This window comes from Streptomyces nanshensis (genome assembly GCF_001751255.1).
Lineage (GTDB): Bacteria > Actinomycetota > Actinomycetes > Streptomycetales > Streptomycetaceae > Streptomyces > Streptomyces nanshensis_A.
The window spans coordinates 12,598-29,954 of the sequence record NZ_LJGW01000044.1; the positions used below are offsets into that span (position 1 = coordinate 12,598).

Here is a 17,357-nt window from a genome sequence, read left to right on the forward strand (position 1 = left end):
GCGCGGTGAGTGAGGGGTGAGTCATCCGTCACCGCGCCCCGCGAGTGTGTCCGGCATGGCTACAGACGAGTTGGAACTGATCCCGCTCCGTACGCAGTCGGTCCCCGCCGCACCCGGGGACTCCGGGGGACCCGCGGAGTGCGAGGACCCACTGATGTGCCAGAGCCACCGGGGGCTGTTCGGGAGCATCCTGCGGCTGACGCTCGTCCAGGGCCGTGCCAACGCCCGCTCCGCGGACCGGGGATGCGGCCCGTGCTGGTGATCCTCTCCGTGGTGACCTTCGCCGTCACCCGATGGCTGCGCCGCCGGAAGAAGGCGGCGGAGGAAGAACCGGTCGCCGCGAGTGCGGAGGCGGCCGTCAGTCCGCCGGATCCTGACTCCGGCGGTCTGCACGGATACGCGCCATCTCATCGACGTAGCGAGTGAACAGCCGGGCGAACTCGTCCCGTTCACCTGCCGGCCAGTCCTTGGTGACGGTCTCGAAGACCACGCGGGGCTGCCGCCGGAAGCGGTGCAGCAGCACATGCCCGGCACGCGTGATGTGCAGCACGCTGCGCCGCCCGTCGACCTGGGAGATTTGGCGTACGAGAAGACCGTCACGGATGGTGCCGGACACCAGGCGGCTGGCCGTGGACGGGTCGATGTCGAGCCCCTCGGCCAGCGTCCCGACCGTCACTTCGCCTTCCGAGGTGCAGATCCCCTCGTCGACGATCTGCAGCACCCAGCCCCGGCTGATCTCGTTCTGAGTCATGGGCGTGCCCAGCGTACTGATGTCCCGTGCCTGCAACTTCCCCCACATTCGGTGCAGACGGAGGAAAGCCAGGGCCGCAGCATTGTGCAACTCATCCGTTTCGTTGACCACTTGACGGTCCATGGCAGTAACTTACCCCGGGGAACCGCGCTTCTGATACCCGCGGACCCCTCTCACGGCGTCGCCGCAACCTTATCGGACTTGACTCAATCATGGTCCGCCCATGGGCTGCCAATTGGAAGGACATGGGCGAGGTTCATCTTTTCAGGCTTGCTCCTCATGTTCGCCACGCCTAGACTGCGCCGAAGCATGCATGCAGTCATACAGATGATCGATTCCACTCACAACGAAGTGGAATTGTGACTCGCACTTCTCCACGCCAAATTTACGGGGGCCAGCGTGAAGTACGGAGTGCTAGGTTCGTTCGACGTCACCTTGGGAACGTGCAACATCACGCCGACTGCTCCCAGGCTGCGTCAAATACTTGCGCTTCTTGTCGTTCAAAGCGGACGGACGGTGACACTCTCCGAGCTCATCGACGAGATGTGGGGCGACGACCCGCCCGTGAGTGCACAGTCCACGCTGCAGACCTATATCTACAAGCTCAGGAAATCCCTCGAGGCCAGCGGTCTCGAGTCCTCCGAGGTGCTGCGCACCCGTCCCAACGGATACGCCTTACAAGTGCCGGACGACTGCATCGACCTGCGCCTGTTCGACCGTGCCGTCGCGGAGGGACGCCGCATCCTGCCGGAAGCGCCGGACAAGGCACTCGGGCACCTCAAGGAAGGGCTCGAACTCTGGCGCGGTCCCGCCCTCACGGACGTGTCCACGGGGGAGGTGCTGGCAGCGCACACCGCGCGCCTGCACGCGGACCATCTCAGCGCCCTGGAGCTGAAGATCGAAGCGGATCTGAAGCTCGGCAACCACCGCACGGTCGTCCCCGAGCTCACCAGTCTGTCCACCGCCCACCCGCTCCACGAGGGCTTCCACTCCCTGCTCATGCACGCCCTGCACTGTTCGGGGCGCAGGTCCGAGGCGTTGCAGGTGTACAACCGGCTGCGCCGCGACCTCGTGGAGGAACTCGGGCTCGAACCCTCCCCCTTGCTCCAGCGCGCCCAGCAGGCGATTCTCTCCGGCGAGCCCCAACTGGGCGCCGGCTCCCCGCTCGAGGCCCCGGCGCAGCAGCCGCGCGCCGCGATCGCCGTCAAGCGCGAGCCCGCGCCCGTACGTCCCGGCCAGCTTCCGCCGGATCCCGGGCCGCTGGTCGGCCGCGACTCCCTGACGGAGTCCGCGATCCGCGCGGCCGGAGGAGCGGAGTCCGCGGACGAGAATGTCGGCGTGCTCCTGCTGAACGGCATGCCCGGCGTCGGAAAGAGCGCGCTGGCGGCCCGGATCGCGCACGCGGTGCGGGACCGCTTCACCGGCGGCCAGCTCTATGTGGACCTCCGGGGGTCACGCTCCAGACCGACCAGCCCGGACGAGGCGCTGACCGGATTTCTGCGCGCTGCGGGAATTCCTGAGCCCTATCCGCAGAGCCTCGACGAAAAGAGCAGCCTCTTCCGCTCCTGGGGCGCGGAACGCAACATGCTGCTGCTGCTCGACGACGCGCAGACGCATTCTCAGGTGAATCCGCTGCTGTTGGGCGGGACGCATTCCTTCACCATCATCACGAGCCGGGTCAACCTCTACAACCTCCCGAACGCCGAGACGTTCGAGATAAATTCACTTGACCCGCCGGAGAGTTTTCAACTGTTGGCAAAAATCGTGGGCGGGAAAAGGGCAGAGGCGGAGCGCGATTCGGTGGAACTCATCGCCGAAATGTGCGGCCATCTGCCGCTCGCCCTCCGGTGTGCGGGTGCGCGCCTCGCGGCTCTGCAGGGCGTGCCGATACGGCGCTTCGCCGAGTCGCTGTACCGCGGCAACCGTCCGCTCGATCAGCTCCAGAGCGCCGACGTCAGCATCCGGGACCGGTATCTGGCGACGTACGACCGGCTCGGCAGCCGGGAGCGCGCCGTGCTCCGGCTGCTGACGCTGCTGCGCCAGCGGGAGTTCACGGCGGCCACGCTGATCGGACTGCTCGGCTGCACCGAGGCCGTCGCGGAGTCGGCGCTGTCGACCCTGGTGGAACACCACTTCCTGCGCACGGTCCCGTCCCCCGACGGGGAGACGGTCTACTCCTTCCATGAGCTGATCCGGGCCTTCTGCCGCGAGCGGATGGAGTCGGAACTGTCCGCCCCGCCGGCCCGGGAGTCCCTCGCCGACGCGTCGTAACCGGCGCAGCACCACGGGCCGGCCCCCACCCCCTCCCCGGCCCCGGAACGGACGAAGTCCCCCGTTCCGGGGCCGGATGCGCCGGTCATGGAACGGCACCCGACATCGACGGTTCCGGGAGCCGGGGTTCCTCGTCCTGGCTCCCGCCCGTCCGGTTCAGCACGGGTGCCGTGATCAGCGTGGTCGCGAGCGTCATCAGCACCAGCATGGCGAACAACCGCGGTGGGATGAGCCCGAGTTGGAGACCCGTGGCGAGGACCACCAGCTCGGTCAGCCCGCGGCAGCTCATCATCACGCCCAGCCGTGCCGCCGGTCGCCGCCGTACCCCCAGAAGCAGCGCGGGCGGCGCCGTGCCGACCAGCTTGGCCGCGACGGCCAGGACGACGAAGAGCCCGCACAGCAGCCAGTCCTTCGCGCCCCCGATCATCCCGAATCCGGTGCGCAGTCCCACCGACGCGAAGAACATGGGCAGCAGCAGCCACGACGCCACGGCGTCGGTGCGTTCGACGATCCTCTCGATCTGCGGCAGCCGCGGCATGGCCAGGCCCGCAAGGAACCCCCCGAAGACGGGGTGCACACCGATCGCGTCGGTGAGGGCCGCCGAGCACAGCAGCGGCGCGTGCACGAACAGCACGGCCGCGTTCTGCGTACGGCTCTCGCCCCGGCCCTCCCAGATCCGGCGCAGCCCCGCCCGCACCACGGTGAGCATCAGCACCGCGAACAGGGCGGTCAGCCCGGCCGTGCTCAGTGCCCCCAGCGGGGTGCCTCCGTGTGCCACCGCCAGGGCGCACGCGAGCAGCGACCACGCGAGGACGTCCGCCACACCCGCGGTGGCCATCGCCAGCGACCCCAGAGCGGACTTCAGCATGCCGTTCTCAAGGAGGATCCCGGCGAGCACGGGGAACGCCGTGACGCAGAACGAGACGCCGAGGAAGAGCGCGAACGGCCCGCTCCCGGCTCCCTGCGGCCGGTATTCCGCCGGCAGCAGCAGCGCGATGCCCACCCCGACCAGCAACGGGGTGCACACCCCCGCTCCGCCCAGCACCAGCGGGGTCGTACCGTGCCCGGAAAGCTGCTTCGGCGACAGCTCGTACCCGATCTTGAACGAGAAGAAGACGATGCCGAGTTGGGCCATCGACTCGACGGGCACCGTCGTCGTGGGCGGCAGCAGCCACTCCTGGGCCGACGGGGCCAGGGCCCCCAGGATCGAGGGCCCCAGCAGTATTCCCGCGGTCATCTGCCCGACGACCGTCGGCTGGCCCACGCGCCGGGCGAGCGCGCCCAGCACATGGGCGACCAGCACGATCGTGACGATCGCGACCAGCAGCCGGTACGCCTCGGGCAGGGCTCCCGGCAGGGACGCACCCCCGCCGTCCCGGTGCCCGGCCGACGCCCCGGAGGACGTCCAGCCGTGCCCCCACGCTGCGAGGACGGCGACGGTGGCGGCCGCCGGTACGGCGACGAAGAGGACGAGTGCGGCAACGAGACGCCTGTTCACGGTGCCCCGTGTCTACTTCTGTTCCAGGGCGGCGTCCGCGGTGCGCCGCAGTCCCAGCGTCGGCCCGAACGACAGGTACACCCCGTCGATGGCGTCGTCCGCGGACAGCGGCTCCTGGCGGAGCTTGCCGAGGTTCTCGAAGGGGTTCTTCCCCACCTCGCCCTCGCCCCCGCTCAGATCCTGCAACACCTTGTCGTACGCGGCTCCCTTCGCGTCCTCCATGTCCTCGATGCCGGAGATGATGCGCAGGAACGCGAGGTGCAGGTTGAGCTGGTCGACCTCCTGCGAGGAGAGCTGCTGTGCGTGGAAGAAGTGATAATCCCGGCCGCGGTAGCTCTGGTAGAAGACGGAGACGAGCAGCAGCATCCGCTCGTAGGCCCGGCGGTAGACCTGCTGGTAGAAGCCGAACGCCTCGTCCTCGGTGACCTCTTCGCGCAGCACACTGCCGATGGAGGCGGCCGCCACCATCCCGCTGTAGGTGGCCAGATGGACGCCGGTGGACAGCAGCGGGTCGAGGAAGCAGGCCGCGTCCCCGCTGAGCACATATCCGGGTCCGGTGAACGCCTCGCTGGTGTAGGAGTAGTCCTGCTCGACGCGGACCTCCCCCACCTGCTCGGCGTCGGCCAGCAGTTCGGTCAGCGACGGACAGGCAGCCACGGCCTCGGCGTACGCCCCGGCCGGGCCGCCCAGCTCCTCCCGACGGGCGTCGAACGCGGTCTTCGTGCACACGAAGCCGACGCTGGTCGTGCCGTCGTGCAGCGGGATGACCCAGAACCAGCCGTTGGGCACCGAGATCACGGCCGTCGATCCCTCCGGGCTCTTCTCCACCGAGCCGACGTTGCGCCAGTACGTCCAGGCGGCGACGTTCTTGAACGCGTCGTGGTGACGGCGGTTCTTGAGATAGCGGTTCGCCATGACACCGCGTCGGCCGGAGGCGTCGACGAGGTAGTCGAAGGTGATCCGGCCGCTCTCGCCGCCGTTCTCACCCGCCGCCCAGCGGGCCGCCACCGGCCGGTCGCCGTCGAACTCGATCTCCCGCACCGTCACGCCCTGGTGCACCGTGGCGCCCAGTTCCGCGGCGTGGTCCAGCAGCAGCTCGTCGAACTCGGAGCGGACCACCTGCCAGGCGTACGGGGTGGTGTCCCCCAGGTCGTTGAAGTTCATCTGCCACTCGTCGGGGCCCCACTCGAAGTACGTGCCCCGCTTCACCTGGAAGCCGTGGGCCTCGATCTTCTGCCGTGCTCCGAGGAGTTCGAGGATGGGCAGGCACGACGGCAGGATGGACTCGCCGATGTGGTAGCGCGGGAAGGTGTCCCGCTCGATCACGGTGACGTCGAATCCCTGCCGGGCCAGCAGACCTGCGGCGGTCGACCCGGCCGGGCCGCCGCCGATGACCAGGACCTGCGTTGCTGTTGCGATCACTGCTGTTCTCCACTTCTCGTGGCGGAGCGGGACATCGGCCGGAGCTTCGCAGCGTGCGATGACCTCTCGGTCCAGATCCGCTGGCAAGCCGCCCGACGCCGGGGTGTGCTCCGGCCCCCGGGTCCCCGGCCGCGACGAGCGCGCTGCCATCGGATCGCGACTGGGGGCCTGAAGGCTCGGACCGTTCTCGTCCCTACCGAGAGGTGAGTGGTGTCCGTGAAGGCGCAGGACGATCAGGCCGCGGCGATGGAACTCGTGGGCAAGCTGGAGCACTTGGCCGTGGGCGCGGGGGTGGCCGCCGCGTTGCAGGCGGCCGTGAAGCTGGGGGTGCCCGAGGCCGTCGGCGACGACCCCGTGGAGGTCTCCGAGATCGCGGCCAGGACGGACGCTGTGCCCGGCACCCTCGGCCGCCTCCTCCGCGCTCTGGAGCGGCAAGGTGTGTTCGAGGAGACGTCCGACGGGCGCTACCGGCACAACGCGCTGTCCCGGCTGCTGCGGGACGATTCGCCGTACGGCCTCAAGCATCTGGTGCTGTGGCTGGGTGCGCCCTGGACGTGGCAGGCGTGGCCGCGTCTCGACGAGGCGGTACGGGACGGCAAGGCCATGGTGCCGGAGATCTTCGGCAAGGACTTCTACAGCTATCTCACCCAGGACGCACCGGAGTCGGCGCGGGTCTTCGACAAGGCGATGACCGCGGTGAGCAGTCTGTCGTCGCGTCAGGTGTCGACGGCCATCGATCTGCGAGGCGTGGGCTCGGTCGCCGACGTCGCCGGCGGGCAGGGGCATCTGCTGCGCACTCTGCTGGCACGCCACCCCGAGGTGCACGGCACGCTGTTCGACCTGGAGGCCACCGTCGCCGACGCCGTGCCGGAGCTGTGCGCGGGCGGCGAGTTCGGCGACCGGTGCAGCCTGGTGCCCGGCGACTGCCTCAACGAGGTCCCGGTCAAGGCCGACCTCTACATCCTCAAGAACATCCTGGACTGGCCGGACGAGAACTCCCTGCGGGTGCTGAAGAACATCAGCGCCACCGCCGACCCCGGGGCGCGGATCCTGGTGATCGACAGCGTGATGGACGCGGCTCCCGAGGAGATGCGGGTCACCAGCGTGATCGATCTGTTCATGCTGCTCAACGTCGGCGGACAGCGCCACACCCGCAGCGAGTTCGAGGAACTCTTCAGCAGGGCGGGCCTGGATCTCACCGGCACCGAGGCCGTCTCCGGCACGTTCCCGACGCTGCATCTGGTCGAGGCGACCGTCCCCGGCTGAGCCCGGGTACGGCGAAGAGGGCGAAGAGAAGGTGCCCCGCGGACAGTTCGTCCGCGGGGCACCTTTCTCGTCTGCCGTTCTCCCGTATGCCGTCGGTATTCGCTGCCGTCGGCTCTCTTCCGCCGGCGCCACGGCCGGTCCGTCCGCGAACGGCCGGCCGCGCGCGCCGGCCTAAATGCCTCCGTCGACGCGGAGGGTGAGCCCGTTGACGAAGCTGGCGGAGTCGCTCGCGAGGAACGCGACGGTGCGGGCCACATCCGCCGCGGTGCCGAAGCGCCGCAGCGGAATGGCGGACAGCAGCCCTTCACGTACGTGAGGCGGCAGATCGATGCCGCGCTCGGTCTCCACCACACCGGGGGCCACCGTGTTGACGCGGACGGCCCGGTCCCCCAGCTCCTTGCTCAACGACCGTACGAATCCGGCGAGACCGGCCTTGGCCGCGGTGAAGTGCACATGGCCCGGCCGGCCGCGCTCGGCCATCCCCGCCCCGACGTTGACGACCGAGGCGCCGTCGGCGAGCAGCGGCAGGACGGTTCTGGTGAGCTGGACATGAGCCGTCAGGTTCTCGTCCAGGCACTGCGCCACGTCCTCGTCGGACAGTTCCGCGAACGGCTGCGGGGCGTACGTGCCCATGTTGTTGACCAGTACGTCGATGTCCCCGTACAGCTCACGGCAGGCTTCGGCGGCCGCCGCGCGCCCGGCCGGGGTGAACAGGTCGGCACGCAGCGTGCGATGGCGCGCCGCGTCCCAGCCGGGCTCGTTCTCCAGCCGCTTGGCGGCCTCCTCGTCGCCGCGGTAGCACGCCACCACGCGCGCCCCGCTCCGGGCGAGCACGAGCGAGGTGGCACGGCCGACGCCGCGGGTGCCGCCGGTGACCAGGGCGCGCTTCCCGGCCAGTCCGAGGCTGTGGGGACCGTTCACCGGGACTCCTCCGTTCCGTATGCGGCCTCGACCTCGTAGACGCCGAACACCCGGCGCTGCTCGTGGTCCTGGAAGGGACGCAGCGGAGCGGTGGTGTCCCGGTGCTCGGCTCCCTCCTCCCACCTCTGGAAGGCGGCGAGGTCCTGCCACTCGCTCATCACCACGTACCGGTCCGGCTCGTGGGCGGAGCGCAGCAGTTCGTTGCCGAGCAGGCCCGGCACCCCGGCCAGGTCCTTGCTGGTCCGGTGGTATGCCTGCCGGACGGCCTCCTCGCCCTGTGGGCCGTCGGCGGACGCCGCGTAGACCAGGACGCGTACCCGGCCGCTCACCGCACCGCCCCCTCTCCGGCGCCGACCATCCGCAGGACGGTGTGCATCGTGACCATCGTTCCGCCGTCGCGGAACGGGTGCAGCTTGGTGCGGTGCTCCACGTGTTCCGCACTGCGCTCGAACTCGCGGAACGACGGCTCGTCCACCCAGTCGCTGACGATGTAGTAGACGCCCGGCTCCTCGGCGCTCTTCGACAGCCACTGGCCGAGGTTGGCCGGCTGCCGGGTGATCACCTCGCCGACCTTCGCCCATGTCTCCTCGAACTCCCGCTCCACGCCCTGCTTGATGTTCATGCGCAGCAAGATCCGGAACGTGCCCTGAGCGTTCGCCATGTCAGATGCCTCCGTCGACGTCGAGGGTCTGGCCGTTCACGAAGGACGACTGGTCGCTGGCGAGGAAGAGGACGGCGCGTGCCACCTCGTCGGCTCGCCCGAGGCGGCCGAGCGGGATCATCCGGCTGTAGCGGGCGATGACCTCCTCGGGGACCTCCGCCTCGGTCGCGGTCGGTCCCGGGGCGACGATGTTGAACCGGATGCCCTCGGGCCCGAACTCCTTGACCAGCGTGCGGGTCAGGCCGATCAGCCCGGCCTTGGAGGCGGTGTAGTGGGCACGCTTGGGGACGCCCACCGTGGCCACCTTCGAGCCGACGAAGATCACGGAGGAGCCCTCGGACAGCAGCGGAAGGACCTTCTGCGTAATGAGGAACGGCGCGGTGAGGTTGGTGTCCACGATGCGACGCCACTCCTCCAACGGGAGCTCGGCGAAGGGCACATGGCTGATGGCGCCCGCGTTGTGCACCACGGCGTCCAAGCTGCCGAAGCGCTCCGTGCACTCCTGTGCCAGGCGTTCGACCTCCTCGGCCTCGCTGAGGTCGGCCTGTATCACGTGGTGGGTGCCGTCGGTCGACTTCAGGTCCCGGTTCAGCCGCTCCACGTGCTCGCCCGCCTGACGGTGACAGACGATCAGGTCGGCGCCGCAGGAGGCCAGCGCGAGGCTGATCTCCCGGCCGATGCCCCGCGTGCCGCCGGTGACCAGGACCTTCTTGCCCTGGAGGCCCAGGCCGAGGCCGGCGTGCGCCCGCTCCTCGATCTGCCGCTTGATGCGCTTCATCTGCACGGGGGTGTTGGTGTTCAGCCGCCGCTCCATGGCCTCGTCGTCGACCGGGGCGGCCGGCTTCATGTGGAAGTCCTGCGTCCAGCGCATGCGGACGCCGTCGGGCGTCTGCTCGTACTGCCAGAAGATGTCCATGAACTCGAACGGCCCGGTCTCCACCCGCTTCGCGCGGACGGTACGGGTCTCGGGGTCCGGTGTGCGCTCCGAGACCCAGCTCCACACGTTGCCGTTCTCGTCGGGGTGCATGGTCAGCCGGAAGACGATGGTCTCGCCCCGCTGTTCCAGGACCTCCGCCGCCGCGTACTCGCTGAACAGTTGCGGCCAGGACGGCACGTCGTTGGTCATCGCCCAGACCAGGTCCATGGGCGCATCGATGGTGATCTCGTTGTCAGTGTGACCGGTCATGGTGCTGAGCCTCTCGATCGGTGGTTCGGTCAGGCGGCGCGTACGAGGGCATTGACGTGGTCGATGGCCTCGCGAGGGGTCCTGACGGAGGTGGCGACGTCCTCCGGCATGGAGATGCCGTACTTGTTCTCGATGCGCGTGGTGATCTCCAGCAGGGCGAGGGAGTCGTAACCGAGCTCGCCGAACGGCATGTCGAGGATGTCGCCCTGCAACTCCTCACGGTCTTCGCCGCCGCCCGCGCGCATGATCACGACGAGGTCGTCCAGGGTGAAGGTGTTCATGTGCTTCTCCCGTCTTGCGGATTCGGTCTTCCATCGGGTCCTTCAGTGGGCCCGGGAGATCACCAGAGCGGCGTTGAAGCCGCCATGGCCCCGGGCGAGGATCAGTGCGTTACGGAGGGAGGCGGGACGCGGCTCGTCGCGTACGAGGTCCAGATCGCAGCCGGGCGCGAGCGCCGGAACGTTGATCGTGGGCGGTATGACGCCGTCCCGTATCGACAGCAGCGCGGTGGCGACGTCGAGGGCGGCGCCGCCGCCGTAGAGCCGGCCCGTCATGGTCTTGGGGGCCGTCACCGGCACTCCGCGCGGGCCGAACAGCCGGTCCAGCGCCATGGATTCGAGCCGGTCCCGCTCGGGGTCCCCGCTGGCGTCGGCGAAGACGACGTCGATCTCCGCGGGCTCCAGTCCGGCGTCCGCGAGCGCCTGTTCGGCGGCTTTCCGCAGCCGTGAGCCGCCGTCCGCGTCCCGACCGCCCGGCCGGGGATCGAAGGTGGCCGCGTAGCCGGTGATCCGGCCGTAGACCCGCTCGGCTCCCCTGGCCTCGGCCGCCTCGGCGGACTCGGCCACCAGGATCGCGCCGCCCTCGCCGGGTACGTAGCCGCCGGCCGTCGCGGCGAACGGCTGGAAGCCCCGGTCGGGATCGTCGCTGTCGCTCAGCAGCCCGTTCGCCGACTGAGCGGTGACTCCGTACGGGCACAGGGAGGCGTCCGTACCGCCGGTCAGGACGAAGCGCGCACCGCCGTCCGCGAGGAGCCGCCGGGTGCGTCCGGTCGCATCCAGCCCGCCCGCCTGTTCGGTGCAGACCACACCGCAGGGGCCGCGCATTCCGTGCCGGATGGAGAGCTGTCCCGTGGTGGCCGCGTAGAACCAGGCGATCGACTGGTACGCGGTCACATAGCGCGAGCCCTGCGACCACAGCCGCTCGATCTCGTGCTGCCCGAACTCCGTGCCGCCCGACGAACTGGAGGTGAGCACCGCCATGTCGTACTCGGGAAACTCCGACGGGTCGGCCCCGGCGTCCGTCAGCGCCATGTCGGCGGCATGGAAGGCGAGTTGGGTCCACCGGTCGGTCTGCACCCGCAGCCGGGACGGTACGTGCTCCGCCGCGTCGAACTCGGTGACCTCGCCCGCGACCCGGACCGGGTAACCGCCGGCGTCGAACCGGGTCAGGGGTCTCACACCGCTGCGTCCGGCCAGCACCGACCGCCAGTAGTTCTCCGTCCCGACGCCGTTGGGCGCCACGACTCCGATTCCTGTCACGACCGCCGCGGTCACAGCGCCTCCGCCCGTCGCAGGAACATCGCCGACTGGAACCCGCCGAACCCGCTGCCGACGCTGAGCACCGCGTTCATCGGGTGCTCCCGCGCCGTCACCGGCACGTAGTCCAGGTCGCATTCGGGATCGGGGGTGCTGAGGTTGGCCGTGGGCGGCACCACCTGGTGGTGCAGGGCCAGCGCGCTGGCCGCCACCTCGATGGAGCCGATGGCGCCCAGCGAGTGCCCGATCATCGACTTGATCGAGCTGACCGGGACCTCACGGGCCCGCTCCCCCAGGCTGCGCTTGAACGCGGCGGTCTCGTGCCGGTCGTTCTGCCGGGTGCCGGAGCCGTGGGCGTTGATGTAGTCGACGTCCCCGGCCGGGGCTTCGGCCTCGTCGAGCGCGGAGGCGATCGCCTCGGCCATCTCCCGCCCGTCCGGCTTGAGTCCGGTCATGTGGAAGGCGTTGCTGCGCCGCGCGAACCCGGAGATCCGCGCGTAACCGCGGGCACCGCGCCGCCGCGCGGCCGCCTTGGTCTCCAGGACCATCACCGCCGCGCCCTCGCCCAGGACGAAGCCGTCGCGGTGCAGGTCGAAGGGGCGGGAGGCGGACTCCGGTGCCGTGTTGTTGGGAGAGGTGGCGCGGATCGCGTCGAAGCACGCCACGGTGATCGGGGACAGCGGCGCGTCCGTGGCACCGGCCAGCACGATGTCGGCCGAGCCCTCACGGATGAGCTGGGCGCCGTGCCCCATCGAGTCGATACCGGCGGTGCAGCCGGTGGAGGTGAGCGAGACGGGCCCCTCCGCACCGCATTCCCAGGCGACTTCGACGGCCATGGTGCTGGGCACCATGTAGTCGTAGAGCTGCGGCACCGCGTAGTCGGGGTCGAGCAGCCAGCGCCGTCCGCCGTCGCTCAGGACGACGTACTCCTCCTCCAGGCCGGTGGTGCAGCCGACGGCGCTGCCGATGCTCACCCCGATCCGGCCGGGATCCACACCGCCGAGCCCGGGTCCGAGCCCGCTGTCGGCCATCGCCTCGCGCGCCGCGACCACCGCGAACTGAGCGGCCCGGTCCATGCGCCGGACCTCCTGCGGAGAGAGCCCCTCCGCGGCGGGGTCGAAGTCGCACTCCGCCGCGATCCGGGAGCGGAAGTCGGTGGCGTCGAACAGTGAGATGGTGCGCGTCGCCGTACGTCCGTCGGTCAGCAGCTCCCAGAACTGCTTGGTGCCGACGCCGCCCGGCGCCACGACGCCGATCCCCGTGATCACCGGCTCCCGCTCGTCGTCGGCGGTGCTCACTGGGCCTCCCCGACTTCCACCACGGGCTCGGCGGCGTTCGGGGTGGCCTCGGTGTCCACGTGCCCGAGGTCCGGGCGCGGGGCCAGAGGGGCGAGCTGGAAGACGGCACGTGTCGGGACGGTCCCGGAGTGGGTGACCCGGTGCCGCACCCCGATCGGCACGACCAGGCCCTCTCCGGCGGCCAGTTCGACTTCCCGCGTACCGTCCAGCAGCACGGTCAGCGCGCCGTCGATGACGAACAGGTACTCCTCGGAGTACGGGTGGTAGTGCTCGGAGACGAACTCCCCCGGTGCCAGCGTCAGTTCGCCGAAGAAGCCGGTGCCGCAGCCCACGGTCTTGGGGCTGAGCAGCACCCGCATCTCACCGCCGCGCCGCCGGTTCACCGCCACCTCGCCGAGGGCCACCTTCTGGATCGGTGCGTCAGCCACGGGTCACTCCCTCCTGCGGAGTCCAGATGTAGAACGGCGACGCCATGGCGTCCTTGGGCTCCTGCCAGTTCGGGTCGTAGGGCCTGATGTGCTCGGCGAGTTCGGCGCTCATGTCCTGGTAGAGGTCGGTCTCGCGGGCCTTGTAGAGCCGGTCGGTGATGCCGTCCTCCGCCTCGACCAGGTGGAAGTAGAGGTCGTGGAAGCGGAAGAGGGTACGCCGCGTGACTCCCACCATGTGGGGCAGTTCGGTGGCGTCCGACTTGCTGAAGATGTCGGCTACCGCGTCCTTCTCGCTCGGGGCCATCCGCGCCACGATCAGCGTCCGGTGCATCGTGATCTCCCATCGGTTCGTGGGACACCCGTGGTGTCACTGCGGCCACACCGTGCCGGGAGCGGTTCGTAATCGGCTCACCAACCACTGACGCCGCAGAACCCGCCGCCCGGCCGCGCGCCGCGCACGGCCGCGTGCCGCAAGTCGATTCCCACTCGACGGCCACCGGGGCACCGCAGGCTGAGGCCCCGTCCGCCGGGCCGTCGACGTGCCCTGCCGCAGGCCCGCGGGACGGCACACCCCGCGTACTGACGCGCCATCACGAGGAGCTTCCATGGCAGCACCCGCTCGAACGACCGCCGCGGCTCCCGCCGAGGCGCCGGCCACCGCGGCTTCCGCCGAAGTGGCCAGCCCGGCCCCGCTGATCGGGCTGAACCTGGCTTTCGCCGCCTCCCGGATGCTGATGACCGCGGTCGAACTCGACCTCTTCGGCACCCTCGACGACGCTCCGGCGACGGAGGCGGAACTGCGGCGCCGGCTCAACCTGCACCCCCGCTTCGCCAGGACCTTCCTGGACGCCCTCCAGGCTCACGGGCTGCTGCGCAGGGAGGACGGCCGCTACCACAACACCGAACTGGCCGGGACGTTCCTCGTTGCGGGCAAGCCCCGGTACATCGGCGGGTTCGTCGAGGTCGCGACCCGCGTGCAGTGGCAGGCGTGGAGCCGCTTCACCAGGGCGCTGCGCACCGGCGAGCACCAGGACGACTCACCCGTCGACGACGGCAACGAACTCTTCCGCACCCGCCCCGACGAAGACCCCGACCGCATCCGGCGGTTCATGGCCGCGATGGACACGCACACCGGCCGGGCCGGAAGCGAGATCGCCGAACGGATCGACTGGAGCGGCTACGAGTCCGTGGCGGACCTGGGCGGCGCGCGCGGCAATCTGCTCGCGCACCTCGTGCGGCGCCGGCCGGGAGTGCGCGGCGTCAACGTCGACCGTGCGCCCGCCCGTCCGTTCTTCGACGAGCACATGGCCGCCCTCGGCGTCGCCGACCGCGTCTCCTTCCTGGAGGCCGACTTCTTCCACGACCCGCTCCCCGAAACGGACGTTCTGGTGTACGGCCACGTCCTGCACGAGTGGAGCCAGGACACCCGGGCGATGCTCGTGCGCCGGGCCTACGACGCGCTGCCCCCCGGCGGCTCCCTGGTGATCTACGACCGGATGCTGGACGACGAAGCCCCGGACCGCGACGCCCTGTTGCTGAGCCTCACGTTCATGCTCACCTCCGCCGGCGGCGGCGAGTACCGCATCGGCGAGTGCGACGAGTGGCTGCGCGAGGCCGGCTTCCAGGACGTCTCCTTCACCCCCGTTCTCGACAACCACACGCTGGCGATCGCCCGCAAGTGACCGCCCCCAGGAAGGACTGCGCCCATGTGCGGGATCACCGGATGGCTCGACTACGCGCGCGACATGACCGCGGAACGCAGCACGATCCAGGCCATGGCCCGGACCCTGTTCCACCGCGGCCCCGACGCCTCGGGACTGTGGCTCGGCTCCGACGTCGCTCTCGGACACCAACGCCTGTCGATCATCGACCCGGCGAACGGCGTCCAGCCGATGCGGGCCGACGACGGGGACCCGGACTCGCCCGTGATCGTGTTCAACGGTGAGATCTACAACTACCGGGAGCTGCGCGAACAACTCACCCTCGCCGGGCACCGGTTCACCACGCGCAGCGACACCGAGGTGCTGCTGCGCGCCTACCTCGAATGGGGACCGGAGTGCGCCGGGCACCTCAACGGCATCTTCGCGTACGCCATCTGGGACCCGCGTCCGCGGCGGCTCGTGCTCGCGCGCGACCCCATCGGCGTGAAGCCGCTCTTCTATCACCGCACGCCGGACGGCCTGCTCTTCGGCTCCGAGCCCAAAGCGGTCCTCCGCCACCCCTGGGTGGCACCGGTCGTCGACGCCGACGGGCTGCGCGAACTGCTCTCGCACGCCCGGAACCCGGGACGGGCCATCTTCCGCGACATCCCCGAGCTTCCGCCCGGCCACATCCTGACCGCCGAACCCGGCGGGCACCGGCTCAGCGCCTACTGGACCCCGACCGCCAACCCGCACCGGAGGGACCTGCACTCCAGCGTCACGGACATCCGCGAGCTGCTGGAGGACATCGTCGCCCGGCAGCTCATCTCCGACGTCCCGACGAGTCTGATGCTCTCCGGCGGCATCGACTCCAGCGCGCTGGCGGCGCTCGCCACCGGCACCGTGGCCCGGCAGGGCGCGGCGCCGGTGCACACGTACTCCATGACCTTCCGCGGCTACACGGAGAACTTCCGCCCGCAGAAGCTGCGCGGCACCCCGGACCCGCCCTTCGCCGCACAGGTGGCCGAGCATCTGGGCACCGTCCACACCGACGTCGTGGCGACTCCGGGCCAGCTCACGGACCCGCTGACGAAGGCCCGCACCATGCAGGCCCAGGACATGCCGACGCACCACGGCGACATGGACAGCTCCCTCTATCTGGCCTTCCGTCATCTGCGCGAGGAATCCCGCGTGGTGACGCTCTCCGGCGAGGGCGCGGACGAGATCTTCGGGGGCTACTTCTGGGCCCACGACCCGGAGTTGACGGACGCGGGCACCTTTCCCTGGGTGGCGTTCGAGCGCCGTAAGGCCGCCTCGGGCGGGCTGGGACTGCGCCTCTTCGATCCCGCGCTGCGCAAGGAACTCGACCTGTACGGGTACGCCGACCAGCACTACCGGGAGGCGCTCGCCGCGGCCCCGGTCCTGGACGGCGAGAGCGCCGCGGAACGCCGGGCCCGCCAGGTCGGCTATCTCGTCCTGACCCGCTGGCTGCCGACCCTCCTCGACCGTGAGGACAGGCTCAGCATGGCCAACGGCGTGGAGCTGCGGGTGCCCTTCTGCGACCACCGGCTGGCCCAGTATCTGCTGGACGTACCGGCCCATATGCAGCGAACCGGCGGCCAGGAGAAGAGCCTGCTCCGGTCTGCGGTGGCCGACCTGCTCCCGTCCGCCGTGGTCAACCGGCCCAAGAGCGCCTACCCGGCGACCCAGGACCCGGTGTACGGACGCGCCGTACGCGAGCAGTATCTGCGCCTCGCACGCGACCGGGACGCACCGGTGGCACCGCTGCTGGACGAGCAGGCCACCCGGGCCGTGCTCGACGGGGACGGCACGGACGACGACAAGGCCGGTGCCTGGGTGGACCGGGCGGGCTTCGAGATGGTCCTCCAATTCGACTCCTGGCTACGGGAGTACGACGTGCGTCTCGACCTCTAGCGCCCTCCCGCGTCTTCCGAACCCGAGCCCGATCACTCTCCCCACAGCGCCCAAGGAGGTGCGAGGTGCCTCTCCCGTTGGAACTGGTCCACGCCCTGGTCATCGTCGCGAGCGGAATCGTCACCGGGACCTTCTTCGCCGTGGCGGTCAGCGTCTTCCCCGTACTGATGGCCATGCCGCCCCAGCAGTACGTGCAGACGCAGCGCAGGCTCGGCGAGGGCTACCACCCGGTGATGCCGGTCATCGTCTCGACCGTGCTGGTCGGGGACGTCCTGCTGGCGGTCTTCGCGGACACCGGCCGGCTGCGCCTGGTGTACGTGGCGGCGGCGGTGCTCTTCCTGGCGGTCCCGCTGATCTCGCAGTACGGCAATCTGCCGCTCAACAAGGCCATCCAGGCGGCCGACCGGCACGGTGTCCCGGAGGACTGGGCGGATCCGCGCCCCGGCTGGCGCCGCTGGCACCTGATCCGCTCGGTGTTCGCGGTGGTCGCGCTGGTGCTCAACGTGCTGGCGGCCGCGGTCCTGGCGTGACGCCGAGGCCGCGGC

18 protein-coding genes and 1 pseudogene are annotated in these 17,357 nt (G+C 70.2%); 6 read left to right on the top strand and 13 right to left on the bottom strand.

All coding sequences use genetic code 11. The features are described from left to right. Positions 1 to 55 precede the first annotated feature (55 nt). Positions 56 to 262, top strand: coding sequence for a hypothetical protein (locus tag AN218_RS02330; protein ID WP_070014810.1), 207 nt, complete (start codon positions 56 to 58; stop codon positions 260 to 262). A 96-nt stretch (positions 263 to 358) separates the two neighbouring features. Here AN218_RS02330 and AN218_RS02335 read toward each other — a convergent pair whose 3' ends face one another. Continuing rightward, entirely contained in the window at positions 359 to 751 is a 393-nt protein-coding gene (locus AN218_RS02335; protein ID WP_171908572.1) for a MarR family winged helix-turn-helix transcriptional regulator, read from the bottom strand. Between the two features lie 411 nt (positions 752 to 1,162). On the opposite strand from AN218_RS02335, the gene AN218_RS02340 reads away from it, so the two are divergent. After that, positions 1,163 to 3,022, top strand: coding sequence for an AfsR/SARP family transcriptional regulator (locus AN218_RS02340; protein ID WP_275936949.1), 1,860 nt, complete (start codon positions 1,163 to 1,165; stop codon positions 3,020 to 3,022). A gap of 85 nt (positions 3,023 to 3,107) precedes the next feature. On the opposite strand, the gene AN218_RS02345 is transcribed toward AN218_RS02340, so the two are convergent. Both AN218_RS02345 and AN218_RS02350 read right to left on the bottom strand, forming a co-directional pair. Then, positions 3,108 to 4,520, bottom strand: a complete 1,413-nt coding sequence (locus AN218_RS02345) for a cation:proton antiporter (RefSeq protein ID WP_070014816.1) — start codon at positions 4,518 to 4,520, stop codon at positions 3,108 to 3,110. Between the two features lie 12 nt (positions 4,521 to 4,532). After that, positions 4,533 to 5,942, bottom strand: coding sequence for an NAD(P)/FAD-dependent oxidoreductase (locus AN218_RS02350; protein ID WP_244900209.1), 1,410 nt, complete (start codon positions 5,940 to 5,942; stop codon positions 4,533 to 4,535). 207 nt (positions 5,943 to 6,149) lie between these two features. On the opposite strand from AN218_RS02350, the gene AN218_RS02355 reads away from it, so the two are divergent. After that, complete coding sequence (locus AN218_RS02355) at positions 6,150 to 7,208, top strand: methyltransferase (RefSeq protein WP_244900211.1); 1,059 nt, start codon at positions 6,150 to 6,152, stop codon at positions 7,206 to 7,208. 171 nt (positions 7,209 to 7,379) lie between these two features. On the opposite strand, the gene AN218_RS02360 is transcribed toward AN218_RS02355, so the two are convergent. The 10 genes and pseudogenes from AN218_RS02360 to AN218_RS02400 form a co-directional block, all read right to left on the bottom strand. Next, positions 7,380 to 8,129 carry an SDR family NAD(P)-dependent oxidoreductase gene (locus AN218_RS02360; RefSeq protein ID WP_070014818.1) on the bottom strand — a complete coding sequence of 250 codons (750 nt, stop codon included), beginning with the start codon at positions 8,127 to 8,129 and terminating at the stop codon, positions 7,380 to 7,382. Beyond that, entirely contained in the window at positions 8,126 to 8,458 is a 333-nt protein-coding gene (locus AN218_RS02365) for an antibiotic biosynthesis monooxygenase family protein (RefSeq protein ID WP_070014820.1), read from the bottom strand. Before AN218_RS02365 ends, AN218_RS02360 begins: the two co-directional genes overlap by 4 nt. Beyond that, the gene (locus AN218_RS02370) at positions 8,455 to 8,790 is read right to left on the bottom strand and encodes an antibiotic biosynthesis monooxygenase family protein (protein WP_070014821.1); all 336 of its coding nucleotides are present in this window, start codon (positions 8,788 to 8,790) and stop codon (positions 8,455 to 8,457) included. The genes AN218_RS02365 and AN218_RS02370 overlap by 4 nt, the downstream gene beginning before the upstream one ends. A 1-nt stretch (position 8,791) precedes the next feature. Beyond that, positions 8,792 to 9,547: an SDR family NAD(P)-dependent oxidoreductase gene (locus AN218_RS02375; protein ID WP_375537902.1), complete on the bottom strand. Its 756-nt coding sequence runs from the start codon at positions 9,545 to 9,547 to the stop codon at positions 8,792 to 8,794. Beyond that, positions 9,524 to 9,976, bottom strand: a pseudogene (locus AN218_RS37775) (SRPBCC family protein); the annotation flags it as partial. The gene AN218_RS02375 and the pseudogene AN218_RS37775, both read right to left, overlap by 24 nt. Positions 9,977 to 10,005: 29 nt before the next feature. Next, positions 10,006 to 10,257, bottom strand: a complete 252-nt coding sequence (locus AN218_RS02380; protein ID WP_070014822.1) for an acyl carrier protein — start codon at positions 10,255 to 10,257, stop codon at positions 10,006 to 10,008. A gap of 42 nt (positions 10,258 to 10,299) precedes the next feature. Then, entirely contained in the window at positions 10,300 to 11,514 is a 1,215-nt protein-coding gene (locus AN218_RS02385; RefSeq protein WP_338059592.1) for a ketosynthase chain-length factor, read from the bottom strand. Between the two features lie 11 nt (positions 11,515 to 11,525). Then, positions 11,526 to 12,809: a beta-ketoacyl-[acyl-carrier-protein] synthase family protein gene (locus AN218_RS02390; protein WP_070014825.1), complete on the bottom strand. Its 1,284-nt coding sequence runs from the start codon at positions 12,807 to 12,809 to the stop codon at positions 11,526 to 11,528. Then, entirely contained in the window at positions 12,806 to 13,237 is a 432-nt protein-coding gene (locus tag AN218_RS02395) for a cupin domain-containing protein (RefSeq protein ID WP_070014826.1), read from the bottom strand. The genes AN218_RS02390 and AN218_RS02395 overlap by 4 nt, the downstream gene beginning before the upstream one ends. After that, positions 13,230 to 13,568, bottom strand: coding sequence for a TcmI family type II polyketide cyclase (locus AN218_RS02400; RefSeq protein ID WP_070014827.1), 339 nt, complete (start codon positions 13,566 to 13,568; stop codon positions 13,230 to 13,232). Before AN218_RS02400 ends, AN218_RS02395 begins: the two co-directional genes overlap by 8 nt. A gap of 274 nt (positions 13,569 to 13,842) precedes the next feature. Between AN218_RS02400 and AN218_RS02405 the strand changes: the two genes are divergently transcribed. From AN218_RS02405 to AN218_RS02415, 3 genes are all read left to right on the top strand, one after another. After that, positions 13,843 to 14,919, top strand: a complete 1,077-nt coding sequence (locus AN218_RS02405; protein ID WP_079131742.1) for a methyltransferase — start codon at positions 13,843 to 13,845, stop codon at positions 14,917 to 14,919. 24 nt (positions 14,920 to 14,943) lie between these two features. After that, positions 14,944 to 16,812 (top strand): asparagine synthase (glutamine-hydrolyzing), encoded by a 1,869-nt coding sequence (gene asnB / locus AN218_RS02410; RefSeq protein WP_070014828.1) that lies wholly within the window; start codon positions 14,944 to 14,946, stop codon positions 16,810 to 16,812. Between the two features lie 65 nt (positions 16,813 to 16,877). Beyond that, the gene (locus AN218_RS02415; protein ID WP_070014830.1) at positions 16,878 to 17,342 is read left to right on the top strand and encodes an anthrone oxygenase family protein; all 465 of its coding nucleotides are present in this window, start codon (positions 16,878 to 16,880) and stop codon (positions 17,340 to 17,342) included. Positions 17,343 to 17,357: the final 15 nt, after the last annotated feature.